The sequence below is a fragment of the Bradyrhizobium sp. CFUWI genome, assembly GCF_056429085.1.
Genome location: NZ_JBWJZE010000008.1, coordinates 208,312 through 226,273 on the forward strand (window position 1 = coordinate 208,312; position 17,962 = coordinate 226,273).

17 protein-coding genes and 1 tRNA gene are annotated in these 17,962 nt (G+C 65.8%); 13 read left to right on the forward strand and 5 right to left on the reverse strand.

The window, feature by feature from the left end:
* Positions 1-188 precede the first annotated feature (188 nt).
* Positions 189-434 carry a pentapeptide MXKDX repeat protein gene (locus AC066S_RS19530; RefSeq protein WP_028136553.1) on the forward strand — a complete coding sequence of 82 codons (246 nt, stop codon included), beginning with the start codon at positions 189-191 and terminating at the stop codon, positions 432-434.
* Between the two features lie 151 nt (positions 435-585).
* On the opposite strand, the gene AC066S_RS19535 is transcribed toward AC066S_RS19530, so the two are convergent.
* On the reverse strand, positions 586-933 hold the full coding sequence (locus tag AC066S_RS19535; protein ID WP_126257745.1) for a DUF6481 family protein: 348 nt from the start codon (positions 931-933) through the stop codon (positions 586-588).
* A 262-nt stretch (positions 934-1,195) separates the two neighbouring features.
* On the opposite strand from AC066S_RS19535, the gene AC066S_RS19540 reads away from it, so the two are divergent.
* The 3 genes from AC066S_RS19540 to AC066S_RS19550 all read left to right on the forward strand — a co-directional run bounded on the left by AC066S_RS19540 (position 1,196) and on the right by AC066S_RS19550 (position 2,706).
* On the forward strand, positions 1,196-1,423 hold the full coding sequence (locus AC066S_RS19540) for a hypothetical protein (protein WP_126257744.1): 228 nt from the start codon (positions 1,196-1,198) through the stop codon (positions 1,421-1,423).
* Between the two features lie 90 nt (positions 1,424-1,513).
* On the forward strand, positions 1,514-1,732 hold the full coding sequence (locus tag AC066S_RS19545) for a hypothetical protein (RefSeq protein WP_126257743.1): 219 nt from the start codon (positions 1,514-1,516) through the stop codon (positions 1,730-1,732).
* Between the two features lie 197 nt (positions 1,733-1,929).
* Complete coding sequence (locus AC066S_RS19550; protein WP_478270372.1) at positions 1,930-2,706, forward strand: hypothetical protein; 777 nt, start codon at positions 1,930-1,932, stop codon at positions 2,704-2,706.
* A gap of 379 nt (positions 2,707-3,085) precedes the next feature.
* Here AC066S_RS19550 and AC066S_RS19555 read toward each other — a convergent pair whose 3' ends face one another.
* Complete coding sequence (locus AC066S_RS19555) at positions 3,086-3,247, reverse strand: hypothetical protein (protein WP_164718613.1); 162 nt, start codon at positions 3,245-3,247, stop codon at positions 3,086-3,088.
* 228 nt (positions 3,248-3,475) lie between these two features.
* Between AC066S_RS19555 and AC066S_RS19560 the strand changes: the two genes are divergently transcribed.
* Together AC066S_RS19560 and AC066S_RS19565 are read left to right on the forward strand one after the other, a co-directional pair.
* Positions 3,476-3,625: a hypothetical protein gene (locus AC066S_RS19560; protein ID WP_164718612.1), complete on the forward strand. Its 150-nt coding sequence runs from the start codon at positions 3,476-3,478 to the stop codon at positions 3,623-3,625.
* Positions 3,626-3,896: 271 nt separating this feature from the next.
* Positions 3,897-4,133 carry a hypothetical protein gene (locus AC066S_RS19565; protein ID WP_126257741.1) on the forward strand — a complete coding sequence of 79 codons (237 nt, stop codon included), beginning with the start codon at positions 3,897-3,899 and terminating at the stop codon, positions 4,131-4,133.
* 133 nt (positions 4,134-4,266) lie between these two features.
* On the opposite strand, the gene AC066S_RS19570 is transcribed toward AC066S_RS19565, so the two are convergent.
* A complete protein-coding gene (locus tag AC066S_RS19570; RefSeq protein WP_027574503.1) occupies positions 4,267-4,494 on the reverse strand; it encodes a DUF2171 domain-containing protein in 228 nt (75 codons plus the stop codon).
* A 114-nt stretch (positions 4,495-4,608) separates the two neighbouring features.
* On the opposite strand from AC066S_RS19570, the gene AC066S_RS19575 reads away from it, so the two are divergent.
* Entirely contained in the window at positions 4,609-5,895 is a 1,287-nt protein-coding gene (locus tag AC066S_RS19575; protein ID WP_478270373.1) for a hypothetical protein, read from the forward strand.
* Positions 5,896-5,929: 34 nt separating this feature from the next.
* On the opposite strand, the gene AC066S_RS19580 is transcribed toward AC066S_RS19575, so the two are convergent.
* Both AC066S_RS19580 and AC066S_RS19585 read right to left on the reverse strand, forming a co-directional pair.
* Positions 5,930-6,172, reverse strand: coding sequence for a hypothetical protein (locus tag AC066S_RS19580; RefSeq protein WP_478270374.1), 243 nt, complete (start codon positions 6,170-6,172; stop codon positions 5,930-5,932).
* 121 nt (positions 6,173-6,293) lie between these two features.
* Positions 6,294-6,370 (reverse strand) — tRNA-Arg (locus AC066S_RS19585).
* A 403-nt stretch (positions 6,371-6,773) separates the two neighbouring features.
* Here AC066S_RS19585 and AC066S_RS19590 point away from each other — a divergent pair.
* The 6 genes from AC066S_RS19590 (at position 6,774) to AC066S_RS19615 (ending at position 17,960) form a co-directional block, all read left to right on the forward strand.
* A complete protein-coding gene (locus AC066S_RS19590; protein ID WP_478270375.1) occupies positions 6,774-11,972 on the forward strand; it encodes an alpha-2-macroglobulin family protein in 5,199 nt (1,732 codons plus the stop codon).
* 89 nt (positions 11,973-12,061) lie between these two features.
* A complete protein-coding gene (gene pbpC / locus AC066S_RS19595) occupies positions 12,062-14,170 on the forward strand; it encodes a penicillin-binding protein 1C (RefSeq protein ID WP_478270376.1) in 2,109 nt (702 codons plus the stop codon).
* Positions 14,171-14,220: 50 nt separating this feature from the next.
* A complete protein-coding gene (locus tag AC066S_RS19600; protein ID WP_126257736.1) occupies positions 14,221-15,963 on the forward strand; it encodes an ArnT family glycosyltransferase in 1,743 nt (580 codons plus the stop codon).
* 1 nt (position 15,964) lies between these two features.
* Complete coding sequence (locus AC066S_RS19605) at positions 15,965-16,810, forward strand: phosphatase PAP2 family protein (protein ID WP_478270377.1); 846 nt, start codon at positions 15,965-15,967, stop codon at positions 16,808-16,810.
* A 62-nt stretch (positions 16,811-16,872) separates the two neighbouring features.
* Complete coding sequence (locus AC066S_RS19610) at positions 16,873-17,625, forward strand: glycosyltransferase family 2 protein (protein ID WP_164718611.1); 753 nt, start codon at positions 16,873-16,875, stop codon at positions 17,623-17,625.
* Positions 17,622-17,960 carry a lipid-A-disaccharide synthase N-terminal domain-containing protein gene (locus tag AC066S_RS19615; RefSeq protein WP_135165886.1) on the forward strand — a complete coding sequence of 113 codons (339 nt, stop codon included), beginning with the start codon at positions 17,622-17,624 and terminating at the stop codon, positions 17,958-17,960. Before AC066S_RS19610 ends, AC066S_RS19615 begins: the two co-directional genes overlap by 4 nt.
* The last annotated feature ends 2 nt before the right edge of the window (positions 17,961-17,962 follow it).

Consider the following 17,962-nt stretch of genomic DNA (forward strand, 5'->3'; position numbering starts at 1 on the left):
GCCGCGGCAAGTGCCGCCTGTGCTGCGCTGCACACATCCGATCGCTGCGGCAGGCTCGGACTCCCTGGATCGCAGGCGGGCTCGCTGAAATTTATCGGCGGCGGCGTAACAAGGCCGACTGTCCATCCGTCGAGATTGAATAGCGGCGCATGTCGCTGACAAACACCACCTCGAAGGGAAGATGATCCATGACCATTCGCACCCGCATCGCGCTCGGCGTCTCGGCTGCCGCTCTCTCGCTCGGCCTTGCGCTGTCGCCGGCCGCTTTTGCCCAGGACAAGATGGGCAAGGATGACGGCATGATGAAGAAGGACACGATGTCCAAGGACGGCATGATGAAGAAGGACACCATGTCCAAGGACGACGGCATGAAGAAGGATCACATGTCGAAGGACGGCATGAAGAAAGACGACGGGATGATGAAGAAGAACTGATCGTCGCCCGTTCGCGATCGAGGCGTTTGGCACAAGCAAACGCGCGCTCGAACGTTTGGGGCGGTCAGCTGGACCGCCCCAAATCATGTCTTGCTTCAATTTGAATTGAACTTGACCTGCGAAGGTCACGCGTCAGATTACTTGCGCTTGGTTACTTGCGCTTGGCCTTGCGGGCTGCGTAACGCGCGTCGCGCTTGGCCTTCTGCTCGGCTTCCAGGGCCGCGGCCCTTTCGGCAGCTTCCTGGGCCTCGCGCGCGATCCGCGCAGCTTCGGCGGCCTTGGCCTCTTCCTCCAGACGCTTCTTCTCGGCCTTTTCGGCCTCGCGCGCAGCCTTCGCCTCGGCGCGCTTGGCCGCGAGTGCTTCACGCTCGGCACGCTTCGCCGCCACCGCGGGATCATCAGGCCCGGGTTGGGATTTGAATTTGTTCAAAAGGTTTTTGCGGGCTTCCTGCGCCGCCTTTTGCCGGTCTGTGAAGCCGGGTTCCCTGAATCCACTCATCGACGAGCCTTGTCTTCCTCGCTTTCGATCCTACATCACTGCCTGTTGGTACGTCGGCTGGGCATAGCGGGCGCCGCGCGACACAGTAGCGTGTACATCGCTGCGCGTCGCGAAGCCACCCATAATCGCAGCCGGTCAGGACAACGAAAATCGCCACCCCCCGACGATCTCTCGTAGCCCGAAAAAGCTGCCGAATTGTGATGTCCCTCATATGGGATCACGAGGGCGACGCCTAGCGTCCGCCGCGATACGGAGCACGGGCATGCCGATCTTGAGATTAACCCTGAAGACGCTCTCAATTGCGTTCGCGGTGGCAGCCGTGGCCGGTGCCGTGCTGCTGCTCGCGCGTCCGCAGCCCATCGAGAGTGCCGTTCTGGGTACCGACTGGGAGTGCACTCGGACCGCGCTCGTGCTCACGACTTGCGCACCGCGGGCGATCCCGGCGGTCGAAACCTTGCGCAAGGAGGCGGCCAGCGCGACCCGAGGCTGAGCCTCTGATGCTGGAGCGAGCGGCCCAGCAGAGGATGTGACGGGACGTCGCAGAGGTGATAAGCCGGCCTGCCCACGCGACCAGGTAGCCATGTCCACCTCCAAGCCCGAACCGGGCGAGAAGCCGAAATCCAGACCGAAGCCTCCATCCGGCGACAACCGCCGCGGCGCGATCGCCGGTTTGATCATTGCGATCGCGATCCTCGCTATCGGCTGGTGGCTCGCCCGGGACCTCACTGCGGCCAGCAAGATGCAGGACTGCCTGATGTCCGGGCGAAGCAATTGCAACGTGATCGAGCCGGCCCGCTAGAAGCCTCCAGCGTGGCTCTTCGCAGCTCGCTGGGGCCGAAAAATTGCCGTCATCTTAATGATTTGTAACGGGACTTCGCCGATCAAAGCAGGTCAGCTATGCCAGCCGGCATCAAGCCCGGCGCGGTCCGAATCATCTATCGCGCCAGGCACCACGGCAATTGCGAGAGCAATCGAGAGAGCAGGGGTCAAGCACGCATGAGTGCGTCCAGCCGCATGAAGATCATCTTTCCCTTGGTTTCGGCCATGTCGTTGCTCGCGCTGCCGGCGCAGGCCCAGGACGCCAGGCCATCGAGGGACGTCGGCCAGCCTCCGGCCCGCCCCGCCGCCGCGGCGCCGGCTCCGAGCAATTCTGACATGCACAGGAGCCCGCCGCCGCAGCAGGCGGCACGGCCGGCACCGCGGCCCGGTGGTCAGCCCCATGCGAATCCCGGACCGCGCGCGGCCGGCGGCCCGCCGCCGGGACGCCATGTCGATCGCGGGCCGGCTCCGGCGCGTGACTGGGGCGGACATGCTTATCGCGGCCACCGCGCCTGGGAGGGCGGGCGCTGGCGCCATGAGGTTCACAATGGCCGCTCCGGCTGGTGGTGGGACGTTGGCGGTGTCTGGTATTATTATCCGCAACGAATGGCCGGCCCGCCTGCCTACATCTCTGATGAATATTACGACGACGTGCCGGTAGCCTATGCGCCGCCGCCGCCTCCGGTCGCCTACGCCCCGCCACCGCCGCCTCCGCCACCGGCTGATCCCGGCGCGAGCGCGCTTGGCGGCGCCATCGTCGGCGGCTTGCTGGGCGGACTGATCTCGGGCAACGCAACGGGGGCTGCTGCAGGCGCGGTTCTCGGCGGCGCAACCGGCGCCATTACGGGCGCCGCCGCCGCTTCCCAACCTGGCTATTACTGGGCACAGGGCAATTGCTACTACCGTTATCCCAGCGGCCAATATGTTCAGGCCGATCCCCGTGCCTGCTATTGAGTTCTCCAAAGCGGATTGAAGCCTAAAGCGCGATGCGATCAGGATGAATCGTCATCGCGCTTTAGGTTGTCGTTTTTAGGTTGTCGTTTAAGCATGATCTTTTCGGAAAACCGCTGCGCACTTTTCCGGTTCATGCTTGAGGAGACGGGCCCGGCCCGCCTTTTTCGTGCGCTCCGGCTATTACTTCAAATTGGCGCTGGCGCTCGTTGCCGCCTCACGCAAATCTCAAAGAAAATTTTCGGGATGATTCGCGGGGATGTGGGACATGCTGGATGCAATCCAGATCAGCTTGGCGCTTTGGGCGATGATCGTTTGTGGCGGAATCAAGCTTGGGCAGGTGCTGCACTGCCTGTTCTAGCAAGGGACCGGTCGCCTTGCATCAAGCCACGAGCCAGTTGAAGAACGCCATCGCGCCCCAGACCAGGCCGGCGATCCAGGCCAGCATCACGATGCCGATGGTCCCGAGATAGGCGACGCCGATCAGGTCGCCCCTTTTGCGTCGCGTCGGGTCGTTGGCTGAGGCCGCTGCGTCTTGTGTCATGACGGAAAACACCATCGCTGCCTTCACGCTTCTTGAAGCGTCGAGACATTCTTAACTGAGATTGCCGGACCAGGACTGTGATGCCGTTCACAGATCGTCTGAATGAATCCCGACCTCGAGGCTTCGCAATCAGCGCATGCACTGGGGCCGCGGGGACCGGCGTCACCCCGCAATCATACGGACGAAATTGCCATGCGCTGGTCCAGATGGCGAGTTAGGGTCGGCCGCATGTGTACCAAGTACGACCCACAGCGTGAGGCCGAGGCCGCGATGAAGCGGGCCGCGGCATCGGAAGGCGACGACCGGCAACGCCTGATCCAGCTTGCTTTGGCCTGGCACGAACTTGCGCGCGACCGCCGCGACGAGCAGGCGGACTGAAGACATTTCCGGAGAAATTGGTGGGGCAGGGCGAGGTCGGTCAGTCCTCCATCTGCATGAGAAAGCCCCGTGCTCGGGGGACAAGCACGGGGCCCTTCAAAGCCGATCGGGGCTGGCGGATCGGCACCACTTGATTTCATGGCGTCAACGCGCCGGTCACGATCTCGTTCCGCGGGGCCTTCAGATTTATTGGACCGTGGTCGTGCGCGGGGAGGCGTGCGGTGCCCGCGTTCAAGGAGGAACATCCGTTCCTTGCGGACGTTGGCTGGCTATGACCGACCCCGAGTTACGTGCACAGTCTTTCGAGATCGCCTGGAAATATCTCGATCGATCCGGCCTGCTCACAGGTGACCACCGGGAGTCAGCCCGCTTCATCCTGAACAGAATAGATCGCATGATGCTGCGCGGAGAGCGACGCAGATTGCTGCTGTCGAATGCGGCGATCGACGCGTACCGCTTGCGGCCGGGTGCGGGTGACGCTGAATGCGTGAACAAGCTGGTTGGGTGAAACGCGGCATTAAGAAATGCGCCGCGCTGGTTTCTCCGGTTACGATTCGTGCTTCGGGAACGAAGCGGAGTCGGATCGTGAACAAACAAAAAGCCCCCGAAGGGGCTTTAAGTTTCAGAAGGGGCTTTAAGTTTCAGGCGGCTTCCGTCTTCGGGACTGCGTCGGCATTCACCGAAAGCTTGACGACATCGCCCTCGACGGCACCGACATATTTCGTGTCGATGTAGTGGTGATGGTCCTTGTGACCTTCCGGGCTGTCCTTTCGCGTCAGCTTGATCCGGTTGCCCTCGACGCGGTCGACGGTGCCGACATGTGCGCCGTCCTTGCCGATGATCTTCATGTGCTCTCTGATGTCAGCCATGTGGTCCTCCTTGCTGAGGTCTCAACTGCGAACATCGACGTTCGTTGCACGGCGCGCGTTGGACCCAAGGCGGTTTCCGCACGTTGAAATCCGATCGGATTTGCCAAGACGCGCATGGAGACCATTCAGGCCTATCTGGAACGCAAGCACGAGGAACTCGGGCTCTTGAACGACTGCCTGAGACATCGGCTCGATTTGGCCCGTCCGCGATCGATCGACGAGGTCATCAGGTCCAAATTCCAGCTCACGGCGGCGCTGAGGGCGGAGCACGAGCTGCACGAGTGGAACGCGACGGAGACGGCCTGGTCGCATACGGCCGATCCCATCAGCGGGCCTTTCGAATTCAGTTATGATTACCAGCGGGCCGATCTGACGGTGCGCGGTCCTTCCTTCTATGAGCTCGACCGCGGCTGCGCGAGCACGGCGATCTACACTGCGTCCGGCATGGCCGCGATCTCCGCCGTGCTGCTGGCCTCGGCGCAGATCGTCGAGAAGGCTGATGTCCTGGTGCTTCCAGGCTCGTACGGCGAAACGCTGGAGCTGATCCGGGGCTTCGTCCCGCATTTGCGGCTCGTGGCGTTAAGTTTGCCGCTGGGCAATGCGCTTGCTCGGGCGAATTCGCCGCGGATCCTTCTGTTGGATTCCTGCTCCGTCGCCGGTGCGTTCGAGGCGGTGCTACGCTGTGACGGCTCCGGTCTCGATCTCCTGATCTGCGATACGACGTGCTTTGCGGGCAGGTCGGGCCGTATCCGGCGCGTCCGGAGGTGGGCTCGGCGATACCGAGTTCCGCTGGTGCTGGTGCGCAGCCACAACAAACTCGATTCGCTCGGGGCGGAATATGGCCGCCTCGGCTCGGCGGTCTTCGTGAACGACAATCAGCACGAGCCACGGACGGAGCATCCCTGGACGCGTCTGGCGTGCGAAACGCGCAACGCGGTGCGACTTCTCGGCGGCGCGGCGTTGCCGGCGCACTTCCCGCCCTTTGTCGGCAGCGCGGCCTATTGCAACCTCACGCAGCGGCGGGTCGCGGCGATCCTGCGCAACGGCCGCAGCATGGCTCGCCATTTTGCTGCGAAGCTCCCGGAGCTCTCGGCCGAGCTTCATTTCGCCCACGGTCTCTACGTCACCCTTCGGGGCAGGCGGTCACTCGACGAGGCGAGCGCCCGGCAGGCCGCCGCGGACATGAGCCACGACCTTCGCGCAGAAGGCTTCCCGATCCGCCATGCCGGCAGCTTCGGTTTCGATTTCGCGGCGACCGAGTGGTTTCACGACGCGACCACGGGCCGGTACAGCGTTCGCGTCGCAGTCTCGGACTTGCCGACGGAGTTGTGGAGCGATCTCACCGTGGCCATCGCGCGGTGGTGGCGGGCCCATCAGCCGGCGGGCGTCGGCGAAGGATGAATGTTCGGCCGACAAGTCCAGGCGGGCGCCTCGATCAGTCGATCGCCAGGCAATGCTCGAGTTGCCGCTTCTCGTGGCCGCGACGCGACCACTCCTGAACGGCGAAGGCCAGGTGATGATGGCCCATCCCGGCGCCAAAGATAGACGCCTGAGCCACCTTGATGGGCTTTGTCACCACATTGGTGTTCACGAGGCCTGCGTCGATGGCCAAGTACGACACCGCGACAATCGCCACCGCAGATGCGATCGCCATTCTCGTCAATTCGGATTGCTGCATCAAGAAAACCTGTCGGGCGGCGTCTCGCCCGGCGCATAGATAAGAGTGATCGGCCCGGTGCAAAGACCCGGGGGATGGTTACCCACGCGTTCGTGAAGAGCGGGTTGACTTGGCAGTGGACTGGCGATCCCGGCAGGACTCGAACCTGCAACCCGCGGAGTAGAAATCCGCTACTCTATCCAGTTGAGCTACGGGACCGTCTGGAGCCGCCCCGGTTTGGGGGCCGGCTGTTCATCTAGCATGCCAATATGAAAAATATCGTCTTTCGCCAAGCCTGAACCGAACCGTTTTCCTCATTGCCGCGACAAAGCGAGACGGTGGCATGTCAGGGTGCCGGGTTGAGCGGCAGCGCAACGGACGATGGATCACATCGCCGGGAGCGCTGAAGAGCTTCCGGGATGTGGCCGCCGGACGACGGGTCAGGTATTGCTGCGCCACAGGACGGCGTGCGCGGCGGTATCTCGATCGGTCCCCTCTGGGCTTGCCCAATTATGGCGAATGCGACGATTTGCACCTTTGGTTCCATCGCCTTGAGTCCGTCACCTTTCCGCGCACCTCATGCTGCCTGCGGGCGGCTGTCCGCGATTTCCGGGAGTCCATCATGATCGGTCTTGTTCGCGCCGTTACACTCTGCGCCGCGCTTGCGCTCGGCCTTTGCGCGGCGCAAGCCGCGGACAAGGCGTTCAAGCGCGACGAGCTCGCCGATTCCGCGATCAAGCTGGAGGCCCAGATCAAGAGCGAGGCGGGGCCGGTCGCCAAGACCAGCGCGACGCTGAAGACGGACGCCGACGCCGCTTTCCGGCGCAACGATTATCGCACCGGTCTGTCGGTGCTCGGCCAGATCGCGGCCATCACGCCGGAAGACACCGGCAACTGGCTGCGGCTCGCCAAGGTCATCTTCCAGATCTCGCCGAAGAGCTCGAGCGAGCAGACCTTCCTGCTGGAGCGCGCCTCGACCGCGGCCTACATCGCCTACCAACGGGCCGCCAATCCGGGCGAGGAGGCCGATGCGCTCGCCGTGCTCGGCAAGTCGCTGGCCGAACGCAAGCTGTGGCGGCCGGCGCTGGACGCGCTGCGGTTGTCGCTCGACATGCGCGAGGTCGCCGATGTCCGCGGCCAATATGAGAAGATGCGCGACGAGCACGGCTTCCGGCTGCTCGACTATACCGTCGATTCGGACTCGGCGAGCCCGCGCGCCTGCTTCCAGTTCTCCGAGGAGCTGGCAAAACGCACCGATTTCGCGCCGTTCCTGGCGCTGGCGGGGCAGGACAAGCCGGCGCTGTCAGCCGAGAGCAAGCAGCTCTGCGTCGACGGGCTGAAGCACGGCGAGCGCTACAACATCAATTTGCGCGCCGGCCTGCCGTCCACGGTGAAGGAAGGCCTGCCGAAATCGGCCGAGTTCAACATCTATGTGCGCGACCGCAAGCCGTTCGTGCGCTTCACCAGCCGGGCCTATGTGCTGCCCCGGACCGGGCAGCGCGGCATTCCCGTGGTCAGCGTCAACACGCCCGCGGTCAACATCAACGTGTTCCGGATCGGCGACCGCAACCTGATCAACACGGTGATCGACAGCGACTTTCAGAAGACGCTGTCCAGGTATCAGCTCACCGATCTCGGCGACGAGCGCGGCGTCAAGGTCTGGTCCGGCGAGCTCGCGACCGCGACGACGCTGAACCAGGACGTCACCACGGCATTCCCGGTCGATCAGGCGCTCGGCGAGCTTCAGCCCGGCGTCTACGTGATGACGGCCGCGGCCAAGGGCCCGGACGACGATTATCAGCTCGCCACGCAATGGTTCATCGTCTCCGATCTCGGCGTGTCGGCCTATTCCGGCAACGACGGCATCCACGTCTTCGTCAACTCGCTGGCCTCGACCGATCCGGTCGGCAAGGCCGAGGTGCGGCTGGTCGCCCGCAACAACGAGATCCTGGCCACCCGCAAGACCGACGACAGCGGCCACGTGCTGTTCGAGGCCGGCCTTGCGCGCGGCGAGGGCGGCCTGTCGCCGGCGATGCTGACGGTAACCGGCGAGAAGGCCGATTATGCCTTCCTCAGCCTGAAGTCGTCGGCCTTCGACCTGTCCGACCGTGGCGTCTCCGGCCGCGCGGCGCCCGCCGGCGCCGATGCCTTCGTCTATGCCGAGCGCGGCGTCTACCGCTCCACCGAGACCGTCTATCTCACCGCGCTGTTGCGCGACGGGCAGGGCAATGCCGTCACCGGCGGGCCGATGACGCTGGTGATCGAACGCCCCGACGGTGTCGAATACCGCCGCGCCGTGCTGCCCGACCAGGGCGCCGGCGGCCGGATGCTGGCCGTGCCGCTCAACTCGGCCGTGCCGACCGGGACCTGGCGGGTGCGCGCCTTCACCGACCCGAAGGGCTCCTCGGTCGGCGAGACCACCTTCATGGTCGAGGATTACGTCCCCGACCGGATCGAATTCGACTTGTCCGCCAAGGACAAGCTGATCAAGGCTAACGCTCCAGTGGAGCTTAAGGCGAACGGCCATTTCCTCTATGGCGCGCCGGCCTCGGGGCTTGCACTCGAAGGCGACATGCTGGTCGCGCCCGCGGCCGAGCGCCCGGGCTTTGCCGGCTACCAGTTCGGCGTCGCCGACGAGGAGACCAATTCGAACGAGCGCACGCCGCTCGAGAACCTGCCTGAGGCCGACGCCAATGGCGTTGCGACCTTCCCGGTGACGCTGGACAAGCAGCCGGCTTCGACCCGTCCGCAGGAGGCGCAGATCTTCGTCCGCATGGTCGAGACCGGCGGCCGCGCCGTCGAGCGCAAGATCGTGCTGCCGGTCGCGCCCGGCGCGGCGCAGATCGGCGTCAAGCCGCTGTTCGGCGACAAGAACGTCGCCGAGGGCGACAAGGCCGAGTTCGACGTGGTGTTCGTCTCGCCCGAGGGTGAGAGGCTGCGCCGCGACGGCCTGCGCTACGAGCTGCTGAAGATAGAGTCGCGCTACCAATGGTATCGCCAGAACAATTACTGGGAGTACGAGCCGGTCAAGTCGACCTCGCGCGTTGCCGACGGTGACGTGACCGTTGCGGCCGACAAGCCGGCGCGGATTTCGCTCAGCCCCCAAACCGGCCGCTACCGGCTCGACGTCAAGTCGAGCGACGCTGACGGCCCGGTGACCTCGGTCCAGTTCGACGTCGGCTGGTATTCCGACGGCAGCGCCGACACGCCGGACCTCCTGGAGACCTCGATCGACAAGCCGCAATATTCCTCCGGCGACACCATGACGGTGTCGGTCAATGTCCGCAGCGCCGGCAAGCTCACCGTCAACGTGCTCGGCGACCGCCTGCTGACGACGCAGACCATCGACGTCAAGGAAGGCACCGCCCAGGTGAAGCTCCCGGTCGGCAAGGACTGGGGCACCGGTGCCTATGTGGTGGCGACGCTGCGCCGTCCGCTCGATGCCGCCGCCCAGCGCATGCCGGGCCGTGCGATCGGGCTGAAATGGTTCGGCATCGACAAGCAGGCCCGCACCTTGCAGGTGAAGCTGTCGCCGCCGGCGCTGGTCCGGCCGAATTCGACGTTGAAGATTCCGGTCAAGCTCGACGGGCTCAATCCAGGCGAGGACGCCAAGATCGTGATCGCCGCGGTCGACGTCGGCATCCTCAACCTGACCAATTACAAGCCGCCGGCTCCGGACGATTACTATCTCGGCCAGCGCCGCCTGAGCGCCGAGATCCGCGATCTCTACGGGCAATTGATCGACGGCATGTCCGGCACGCGCGGCCAGATCAAGTCCGGCGGCGATGCGGGTGCCGGCGAATTGCAGGGCTCACCGCCCACGCAAAAGCCGCTCGCGCTCTATTCGGGCATCGTGACCGTCGCCGCCGACGGCACCGCGGAAGTGAGCTTCGACATTCCCGAGTTCGCCGGCACCGCGCGCGTGATGGCGGCGGCGTGGACGGCCACCAAGCTCGGCCGCGCCAACACCGACGTCGTGATCCGCGACCCGATCGTGCTGACCACGACCCTGCCGCGCTTCCTGCTCAACGGCGACCGCGGCACGGTCAACCTGGAGATCGACAATGTCGAGGGCCAGGCCGGTGACTACGTCATCAACGTCAAGACCGGCGGTCCGGTGAAGATGACGGGCAATCCGGCGACCACGGTCAAGCTCGCCGCCAAGCAGCGCAATTCGTTCTCGCTCGCGATCGACGCGACCGCGGCAGGGCAGGCGACGCTCGACGTCGACATCAAGGGGCCGAACGGCTTGACGCTGGCGCGGCATTACGCGCTCGACGTCAAGGCGGCGACGCAGGTGCTAGCACGGCGCTCGATCCGCACGCTGGCGAAGGGCGAGAGCCTGACGCTGACCTCGGACATGTTCTCCGACCTCGTGCCGGGCACCGGCAGCGTCTCGGTTTCGGCGAGCCTGTCGACCGCGCTCGACGCCGCGACGATCCTCAAAGCGCTTGACCGTTATCCCCATGGTTGCTCGGAGCAGATCACGAGCCGTGCCATGCCGCTGCTCTATGTCAATGACCTTGCGGCCGGCGCGCATCTGGCCATGGACACCGAGGTCGACCAGCGCATCCGCGACGCGATCGAGCGGCTGTTGGCGCGCCAGGGCTCGAACGGTTCGTTCGGCCTGTGGTTGGCCGGCGGCGACGACGCCTGGCTCGACGCCTATGTCACGGACTTCCTGACCCGCGCCCGCGAGAAGGGTTTTGCGGTGCCGGACGTGCTGTTCAAGAACGCGCTCGACCGCATCCGCAACTCCGTGGTCAACGCGAACGAGCCGGAGAAGGACGGTGGGCGCGATCTCGCCTACGGCCTCTATGTGCTCGCGCGCAACGGGGTCGCGCCGATCGGCGATCTCCGCTATCTCGCCGATACCAAGCTGGCCAATCTCGCAACGCCGATCGCGAAGTCGCAGCTCGCGGCGGCACTCGCTCTGGTCGGCGACCGCAACCGCGCGGAGCGGGTCTATGGTGCCGCGCTCGACAGCCTGGCGCCGAAGCCCGTGCTGGAGTTCGGACGCACCGATTACGGCTCGCAGCTTCGCGATGCCGCGGCTTTGGTGTCGCTTGCCAGCGAAGGCAACGCGCCGAAGGCGACGCTGACACAGGCGGTGTCCCGGGTCGAGAGCGCGCGCGGGCTGACGCCCTATACCTCCACGCAGGAAAATGCGTGGCTGGTGCTGGCGGCGCGGGCGCTGGCCAAGGAGAACCTGTCGATGGAAGTGGACGGCCAGCCGGTCAAGACCGCGCTCTACCGCAGCTACAAGGCGGACACGCTGAGCGGCAAGCCGCTGAAGATCACCAACACCGGCGATGCGCCGGTGCAGGCCGTGGTCTCGGTGTCGGGCTCGCCGGTGACGCCGGAGCCGGCGGCGTCGAACGGCTTCAAGATCGAGCGCAACTACTTCACGCTCGACGGCAAGCCGGCCGACATCAGCAAGGTCAAGCAGAACCAGCGCTTCGCGGTGGTGCTGAAGATCACCGAGGCCAAGCCGGAGTACGGCCACATTATGGTGGCGGACTATCTGCCGGCGGGCCTCGAGATCGACAACCCGAAGCTGGTCTCGTCCGGCGACAGCGGCACGCTGGACTGGATCGAGGACGGCGAGGAGCCTGAAAACACCGAGTTCCGCGATGACCGCTTCACCGCGGCCGTCGACCGGGCCTCGGACTCCAAGTCGGTCTTCACCGTCGCCTATGTCGTGCGCGCGGTCTCGCCGGGCAAATACGTGCTGCCGCAGGCCTATGTCGAGGACATGTACAATCCCTCGCGCTATGGCCGCACCGGCACGGGGGCGGTCGAGGTGCGGGCGGCGAAGTGAGTGAGATGAGCGAGCTGACGCCGCGTACACAATCGTCATGCCCGGGCTTGTCCCGGGCATCCACGAACTTTGGTGCGGCTGGCGAGAACGTGGATGGCCGGGACAGGCCCGGCCATGACGGAGTGCGGAGCTGGGGCCATCGCGTCCTCTCCGCCCTGGCGTTCACGCTCATCCTCGCCATCACCGGCTTCGTTGGTTGGGTCTACTCCCTCGGTCCGCTCCCCCTCGACGAGGCGCGGCAGGTCTCTACCACCATCGTCGACCGCAACGGCAAGCTGCTGCGAGCCTATGCGATGGCGGATGGCCGCTGGAGGCTGCCGGTCGACGCCAGGTCCAACGTCGATGCGACCTACCTGAAACTGCTGCTCGCCTATGAAGACCAGCGCTTCTACGCCCATGACGGCATCGACCCGCTGGCGCTGGGGCGCGCTGCGCTACAGCTCGCAACGCGCGGCCACATCGTCTCGGGCGGCTCGACGATCAGCATGCAGCTGGCCCGGCTGATGGAGCCGCGGCGGCAGCGCTCGCTCTATGCCAAGCTGCGGCAGATGGTGCGCGCGATCGAGATCGAGCGCAGCATGAGCAAGGAGCAGATCCTCGACCTCTATCTGGCGCTGGCGCCTTACGGCGGCAATCTCGAAGGCATCCGCGCCGCCTCGATCGGTTATCTCGGCAAGGAGCCGAAGCGCCTGTCGCTGGCCGAAGCGGCGCTGCTGGTGGCGCTGCCGCAATCGCCGGAGACGCGCCGGCTCGATCGCCATCCCGAGGCCGCGCGCAAGGCGCGCGACCGCGTTCTCGACCGCATGGTCGAGAAGCAAGTGGTCAGCGCAGACGACGCACGCCAGGCCAAGGCCGTGCCCGTGCCAAGACTGCGCAAGCCGATGCCGATCCTGGCGCCGCATGCCTCCGACACCGCGCTGTCGACGGTCAAGGATACGCCAATCGTCAAGCTCACGCTCGATGCGAATTTGCAGAAGGTGCTGGAGCCGCTGGCGCGCGACCGCGCCATTGCGCTCGGGCCGAACATCTCGGTCGGCATCATCGTGGTCGACAATGAGAGCGGGGACGTGCTCGCCCGCGTCGGTTCGGCCGATTATTTCGACGAGAGCCGGGCAGGGCAGATCGACATGACCCGTGCGATCCGCTCGCCGGGCTCGACGCTGAAACCCTTCATCTACGGGCTCGCCTTCGAGGACGGCTTCGTTCATCCGGACAGCCTGATCGACGACCGGCCGGTTCGCTTCGGCTCCTACGCGCCGGAAAATTTCGACATGACCTTCCAGGGCACGGTGCCGGTGCGGAAGGCGCTGCAATTGTCCCTCAACGTGCCTGCGATCGTGCTGCTCGACCGGGTCGGCTCCAGCCGGCTCGCCTCGCGGCTGCGGCAGGCCGGCGGCAATCTGGTTCTGCCCAAGGACGAAGCGCCGGGGCTCGCCATGGGTCTCGGCGGCGTCGGCGTGACGCTGCAGGATCTCGCCCAGCTCTATGCGGGCTTCGCCCGCCTCGGCACCACCAAGCCGCTGCGCGAGGTCATGGCGGAAAGGGACGACCGCGAGCCGCTCCGGCTGCTGGATCAGGTCGCGGCCTGGCAGGTCGGCAACGTGCTCTTGGGAACGCCGCCGCCGGAGAATGCCGCTCACAACCGCATCGCCTTCAAGACCGGGACCTCCTACGGCTATCGGGACGCGTGGTCGGTCGGGTTCGACGGCCGGATGACCATCGGCGTCTGGGTCGGCCGGCCCGACGGCGCGCCGGTTCCGGGCCTGATCGGGCGGGTCGCCGCCGCACCGATCCTGTTCGATGCGTTCGCGCGCAGCGGCAAGACGTTGGCCCCGCTGCCGAAGCCGCCCAAGGGAACGCTGGTTGCCGGCAACGCCAAGCTGCCGTTGCCGTTGAAGCGGTTCCGCCCCGTCGGGGAGCTGGTGCGGACCGGCCGCGAGCAGGCCCTGCACATCCAGTTTCCCCTGAACGGCTCGCGGATCGATGTCGATCGCTCCGGCGGGCAGGAGAGCGCCGCGATGCCGGTCAAGGTCGCCGGCGGCGTTCTGCCGATAACTGTCATGGTTAACGGCACGGCGCTTGGCGAGATCGACGGGCGCCGCCAGCGTCTGATCGATCCACCCGGTCCGGGCTTTGCACGGCTCACCGTGATCGATGCCACGGGCGCCGCGGACACAGTCGTCATTCGAATTCAATGAGCCTGCCTTAAGCGGTTGTGGCGATGGCGGTTTCAGCGTAAGCGGAACCAATGGCCGAGACCTACCCATCACCCCGTTTTGGAGCCCCCCGCGAACCGAAATCGCCCGCTAATCCGGGCAGCGGGCTCGTGCGCATGCTCGATATCGTCACGGCCAGCCATGCCCGCGCCGTCGCCTTTCTGGTGCTGTGCGCGCTGCTGTTGTTCCTGCCGGGCTTCTTCACCATCCCACCGATCGATCGCGACGAGGCGCGGTTCGCCCAGGCCACCAAGCAGATGGTCGAGAGCGGCGACTATGTCGATATCCGCTTCCAGGAGGACGTCCGCTACAAGAAGCCGATCGGCATCTACTGGTTGCAATCGGCGACGGTGGAAGCCGCCTCGATGCTGAAGCTGCCGAAGGCCGAGTTGCGGATCTGGGTCTACCGGCTGCCGTCGCTGTTCGGGGCGATCGGCGCGGTGCTGATGACCTATTGGGCCGCGCTCGGCTTCGTCACGCGGCGCGCCGCGGTGCTGGCGGCGCTGATGATGTGCGCCTCGGTGCTGCTCGGCGTCGAGGCGCGGCTCGCCAAGACCGATGCGATGCTGCTGCTCTGCGTGGTCGCCGCGATGGGGGCGATGGCGCGGGCCTATCTGTCCTGGCAGCGCGCCGAGGACGAGACGCGTCCGCCCTGGAGCTGGCCCGCGATCTTCTGGACCGCGCTCGCGGTGGGCATCCTGATCAAGGGCCCGCTGATCCTGATGTTCGCCGGCCTGACCATCGTTGCGCTCGCGATCCAGGACCGCGATGCCTCCTGGTTGTGGAAGCTGCGCCCGGTCTGGGGCCTGATGTGGATGCTGGTGCTGGTGCTGCCCTGGTTCGTCGCGATCTTCTGGCGCGCGGGCGAGGCCTTCTTTGCGGATTCCGTGGGCGGCGACATGCTGAGCAAGTTGGGCGCCCAGGAATCCCATGGCGCGCCGCCCGGGCTCTACCTGGCGCTGTTCTGGATCACCTTCTGGCCCGGCGCGCCGCTTGCGGCGATGGCGGCGCCCGCGGTGTGGCGGGCGCGGCGCGAGCCCGGCGCGCAGTTTCTGCTGGCCTGGCTGATCCCGTCCTGGATCGTGTTCGAGGCGGTGCTGACCAAGCTGCCGCATTACGTGCTGCCGCTCTATCCGGCGATCGCCATTCTCACCGCCGGTGCGGTGGAGCGGCGCGTGCTGTCGCGCTCCTGGCTGATGCGCGGTTCGGCCTGGTGGTTCGCGATCCCCGCGGCCGCCTCCATCATCGCGGTGGTGGGCGCGGTGATGCTGACGCGGCAGCCGGCCTTCGTGGCCTGGCCCTTCATCGCGGCGTCGCTGATCTTCGGCCTGTTCGCCTGGTGGCTCTACGACAACAATCGCGCCGAGCGCTCGCTGCTCAACGCGCTGGTCGCGGCCCTGATGCTGGCGGTGATCGTGTATGGCATCGTGTTGCCGTCGCTGACGCCGCTGTTTCCGAGCATCGAGATCGCGCGCGCGCTTCGCAACGTCACCTGCGTCGGGCCGAAGGCGGCTGCGGCCGGCTATCACGAGCCGAGCCTTGTGTTCCTGACGGGCACCCAGACCGTGCTCACCGACGGCTCGGGCGCGGCGGATTTCCTGCGGCAAGGAAGTTGCCGTTTTGCGCTGATCGAGCAGCGCTCGGAGCGCAGCTTCGTGCAGCGCGCCGAGGCGATCGGGCTGCGCTACAAGGTCGGGACCCGCATCGACGGCTACAATTTCTCGCAAGGCCGCGCGATCTCGATTTCGATCTTCCGGTCGGAAGGTACCGAGTAGGATGTCGGCCTCGACCAGCCCCGCGCCACGTCCGGGCTATGCCGCGCAATTGCTCGCCGTGTCGAGGCGCGCGCTGGCGCAGCTCGTCCGCACGCCCTCGCATTCACGCCGCGCGGAAGCCGCGCGAAAGCTGGCGCGGCATTCGCTGTGGCTCAGCGCGGCGGGAGCGGCATTCGTCATCGTGCTGATGGTCGCGTTCGACCAGACCGAGATCCAGCTGATGCCCGCGCGTGGCACGCCCGGCCTGTGGCCGATCCGCATCCTCACCGATTTCGGCAAGGACGAGTATCTGCTCTCGGCGTTCGGGGCCGCGCTGGTGGTGTTGGCGTTCGTTGCGGCAGGGCTTCACGGAACGCGCCGCACGCTGCTGCTCGGTCTCGGCACACGGCTGCAGTTTGTGTTTCTGTCGATTGCCGTGTCGGCATTCATTGCCGAGATCCTGAAATATTGCCTCGGCCGCGGACGTCCGTTTGTCGGCGGCAAGGCCAATCCGTTCAACTTCGTTCCGTTCGAGGGGACGGGGGCTTATGCCAGCTTGCCGTCAGGCCATGCCGTGGCCGCGTTCGCCCTGGCGTTCGCGGTATCGGCATTGTGGCCGCGCCTGCGCGTGTTCATGCTCACTTACGCAATCGTGATCTCGTTGACGCGGCTGGTGCTGGTCGCGCATCACCCGAGTGACGTCGTGGCCGGCGCCCTGGTCGGCACGGTCGGTGCCATGGCGGTTCGCTACTGGTTCGCGGCCAGAAGGCTCGGCTTTGCCATCCGCGCCGACGGCACCATCGTGCCTCTTGCGGGGGCGGTCTCGGGCCGCCTCAAAAGGGTTGCCCACGGGGCATCCGCCCCATAAAAGCGGCTGCCTGCCGGGACCGCCGGTTCCCGTGGCAGGCCAATTCCAACCACGAGCCTCACTTGTCGACGTCCCAGCCTTCGGTTTCCCAGCCTTCGGTTTCCATCGTCGTTCCCGTGCGCAACGAAGCCGACAACATCGCGCCGCTGATCGCGGAGATCGGCGCGGCGCTCGACGGCCGCTGGGACTACGAGATCATCTATGTCAACGACGGCTCGACCGATGCGACCGGCGAACGGATCACGACGCTGATGGCGCAGCGGGACAATCTGCGTCAGCTCCGCCATGCCAGATCAGGCGGCCAATCCGCGGCGGTGCGCAGCGGCGTGCGCGCCGCGCGCGGGGTGATCGTGGCGACGCTCGACGGCGACGGCCAGAACAATCCGGCCTTCCTGCCCGACCTGATCGCGGCGGTCGAGAAGGGAGCAGGGCGCGTCGGCCTCGCTGCGGGCCAGCGCGTCGGACGCAAGGATACCGGCTTCAAGAAATTGCAGTCGCGCGTGGCCAACGGCGTTCGCAATGCCATCCTGAAGGACGGCACGCGGGATACCGGCTGCGGGTTGAAGGCATTCCGGCGCGAGGTCTTCCTGATGATGCCTTATTTCGACGGGCTGCATCGCTTCCTGCCGGCGCTGGTCCGCCGCGAAGGCTACGACATCGCCTATGTCGACGTGATCGACCGGCCGCGCCATTCCGGCGTGTCGAATTACGGTTTCTTCGACCGGCTGTGGATCGGCATCTTGGATCTCGCCGGCGTGTGGTGGCTGATCCGCCGCAAGAAGCCGACACCAGATGTGACTGAGGTGAACGCATGATCATCCAATACGGTCAGGCGCTGAGCAACTATCTCTACGACGTCTTCGTCGCCAAGTTCGATTTCTGGCTGGCATTCGGCCTCGTCGCGCAGCTGTTCTTCACCGCGCGCTTCCTGGTGCAGTGGATCGCGAGCGAGCGCGCCGGCAACAGCGTGGTGCCGATGGCGTTCTGGTTCTGCTCGATGGGCGGCGGCCTGATGACGCTGGTCTATGGCGTGGTGAAGCGCGAGCCGGTCATCATCCTCGGACAATCGCTCGCGACGGTGATCTACATCAGGAACATCATGCTGATCTGGAAGAACCGCGCCAGCGCTTCGAAAACGCTGGACCGCTGAGC

Coding starts and splice junctions, on each gene's coding strand:
- AC066S_RS19530 (WP_028136553.1), top strand. CDS start 189: ATGACCATTCGCACCCGCATCGCGCTCGGCGTCTCGGCTGCCGCTCTC.
- AC066S_RS19535 (WP_126257745.1), bottom strand. CDS start 933: ATGAGTGGATTCAGGGAACCCGGCTTCACAGACCGGCAAAAGGCGGCG.
- AC066S_RS19540 (WP_126257744.1), top strand. CDS start 1,196: ATGCCGATCTTGAGATTAACCCTGAAGACGCTCTCAATTGCGTTCGCG.
- AC066S_RS19545 (WP_126257743.1), top strand. CDS start 1,514: ATGTCCACCTCCAAGCCCGAACCGGGCGAGAAGCCGAAATCCAGACCG.
- AC066S_RS19550 (WP_478270372.1), top strand. CDS start 1,930: ATGAGTGCGTCCAGCCGCATGAAGATCATCTTTCCCTTGGTTTCGGCC.
- AC066S_RS19555 (WP_164718613.1), bottom strand. CDS start 3,247: ATGACACAAGACGCAGCGGCCTCAGCCAACGACCCGACGCGACGCAAA.
- AC066S_RS19560 (WP_164718612.1), top strand. CDS start 3,476: ATGTGTACCAAGTACGACCCACAGCGTGAGGCCGAGGCCGCGATGAAG.
- AC066S_RS19565 (WP_126257741.1), top strand. CDS start 3,897: ATGACCGACCCCGAGTTACGTGCACAGTCTTTCGAGATCGCCTGGAAA.
- AC066S_RS19570 (WP_027574503.1), bottom strand. CDS start 4,494: ATGGCTGACATCAGAGAGCACATGAAGATCATCGGCAAGGACGGCGCA.
- AC066S_RS19575 (WP_478270373.1), top strand. CDS start 4,609: ATGGAGACCATTCAGGCCTATCTGGAACGCAAGCACGAGGAACTCGGG.
- AC066S_RS19580 (WP_478270374.1), bottom strand. CDS start 6,172: ATGCAGCAATCCGAATTGACGAGAATGGCGATCGCATCTGCGGTGGCG.
- AC066S_RS19590 (WP_478270375.1), top strand. CDS start 6,774: ATGATCGGTCTTGTTCGCGCCGTTACACTCTGCGCCGCGCTTGCGCTC.
- AC066S_RS19600 (WP_126257736.1), top strand. CDS start 14,221: ATGGCCGAGACCTACCCATCACCCCGTTTTGGAGCCCCCCGCGAACCG.
- AC066S_RS19605 (WP_478270377.1), top strand. CDS start 15,965: ATGTCGGCCTCGACCAGCCCCGCGCCACGTCCGGGCTATGCCGCGCAA.
- AC066S_RS19615 (WP_135165886.1), top strand. CDS start 17,622: ATGATCATCCAATACGGTCAGGCGCTGAGCAACTATCTCTACGACGTC.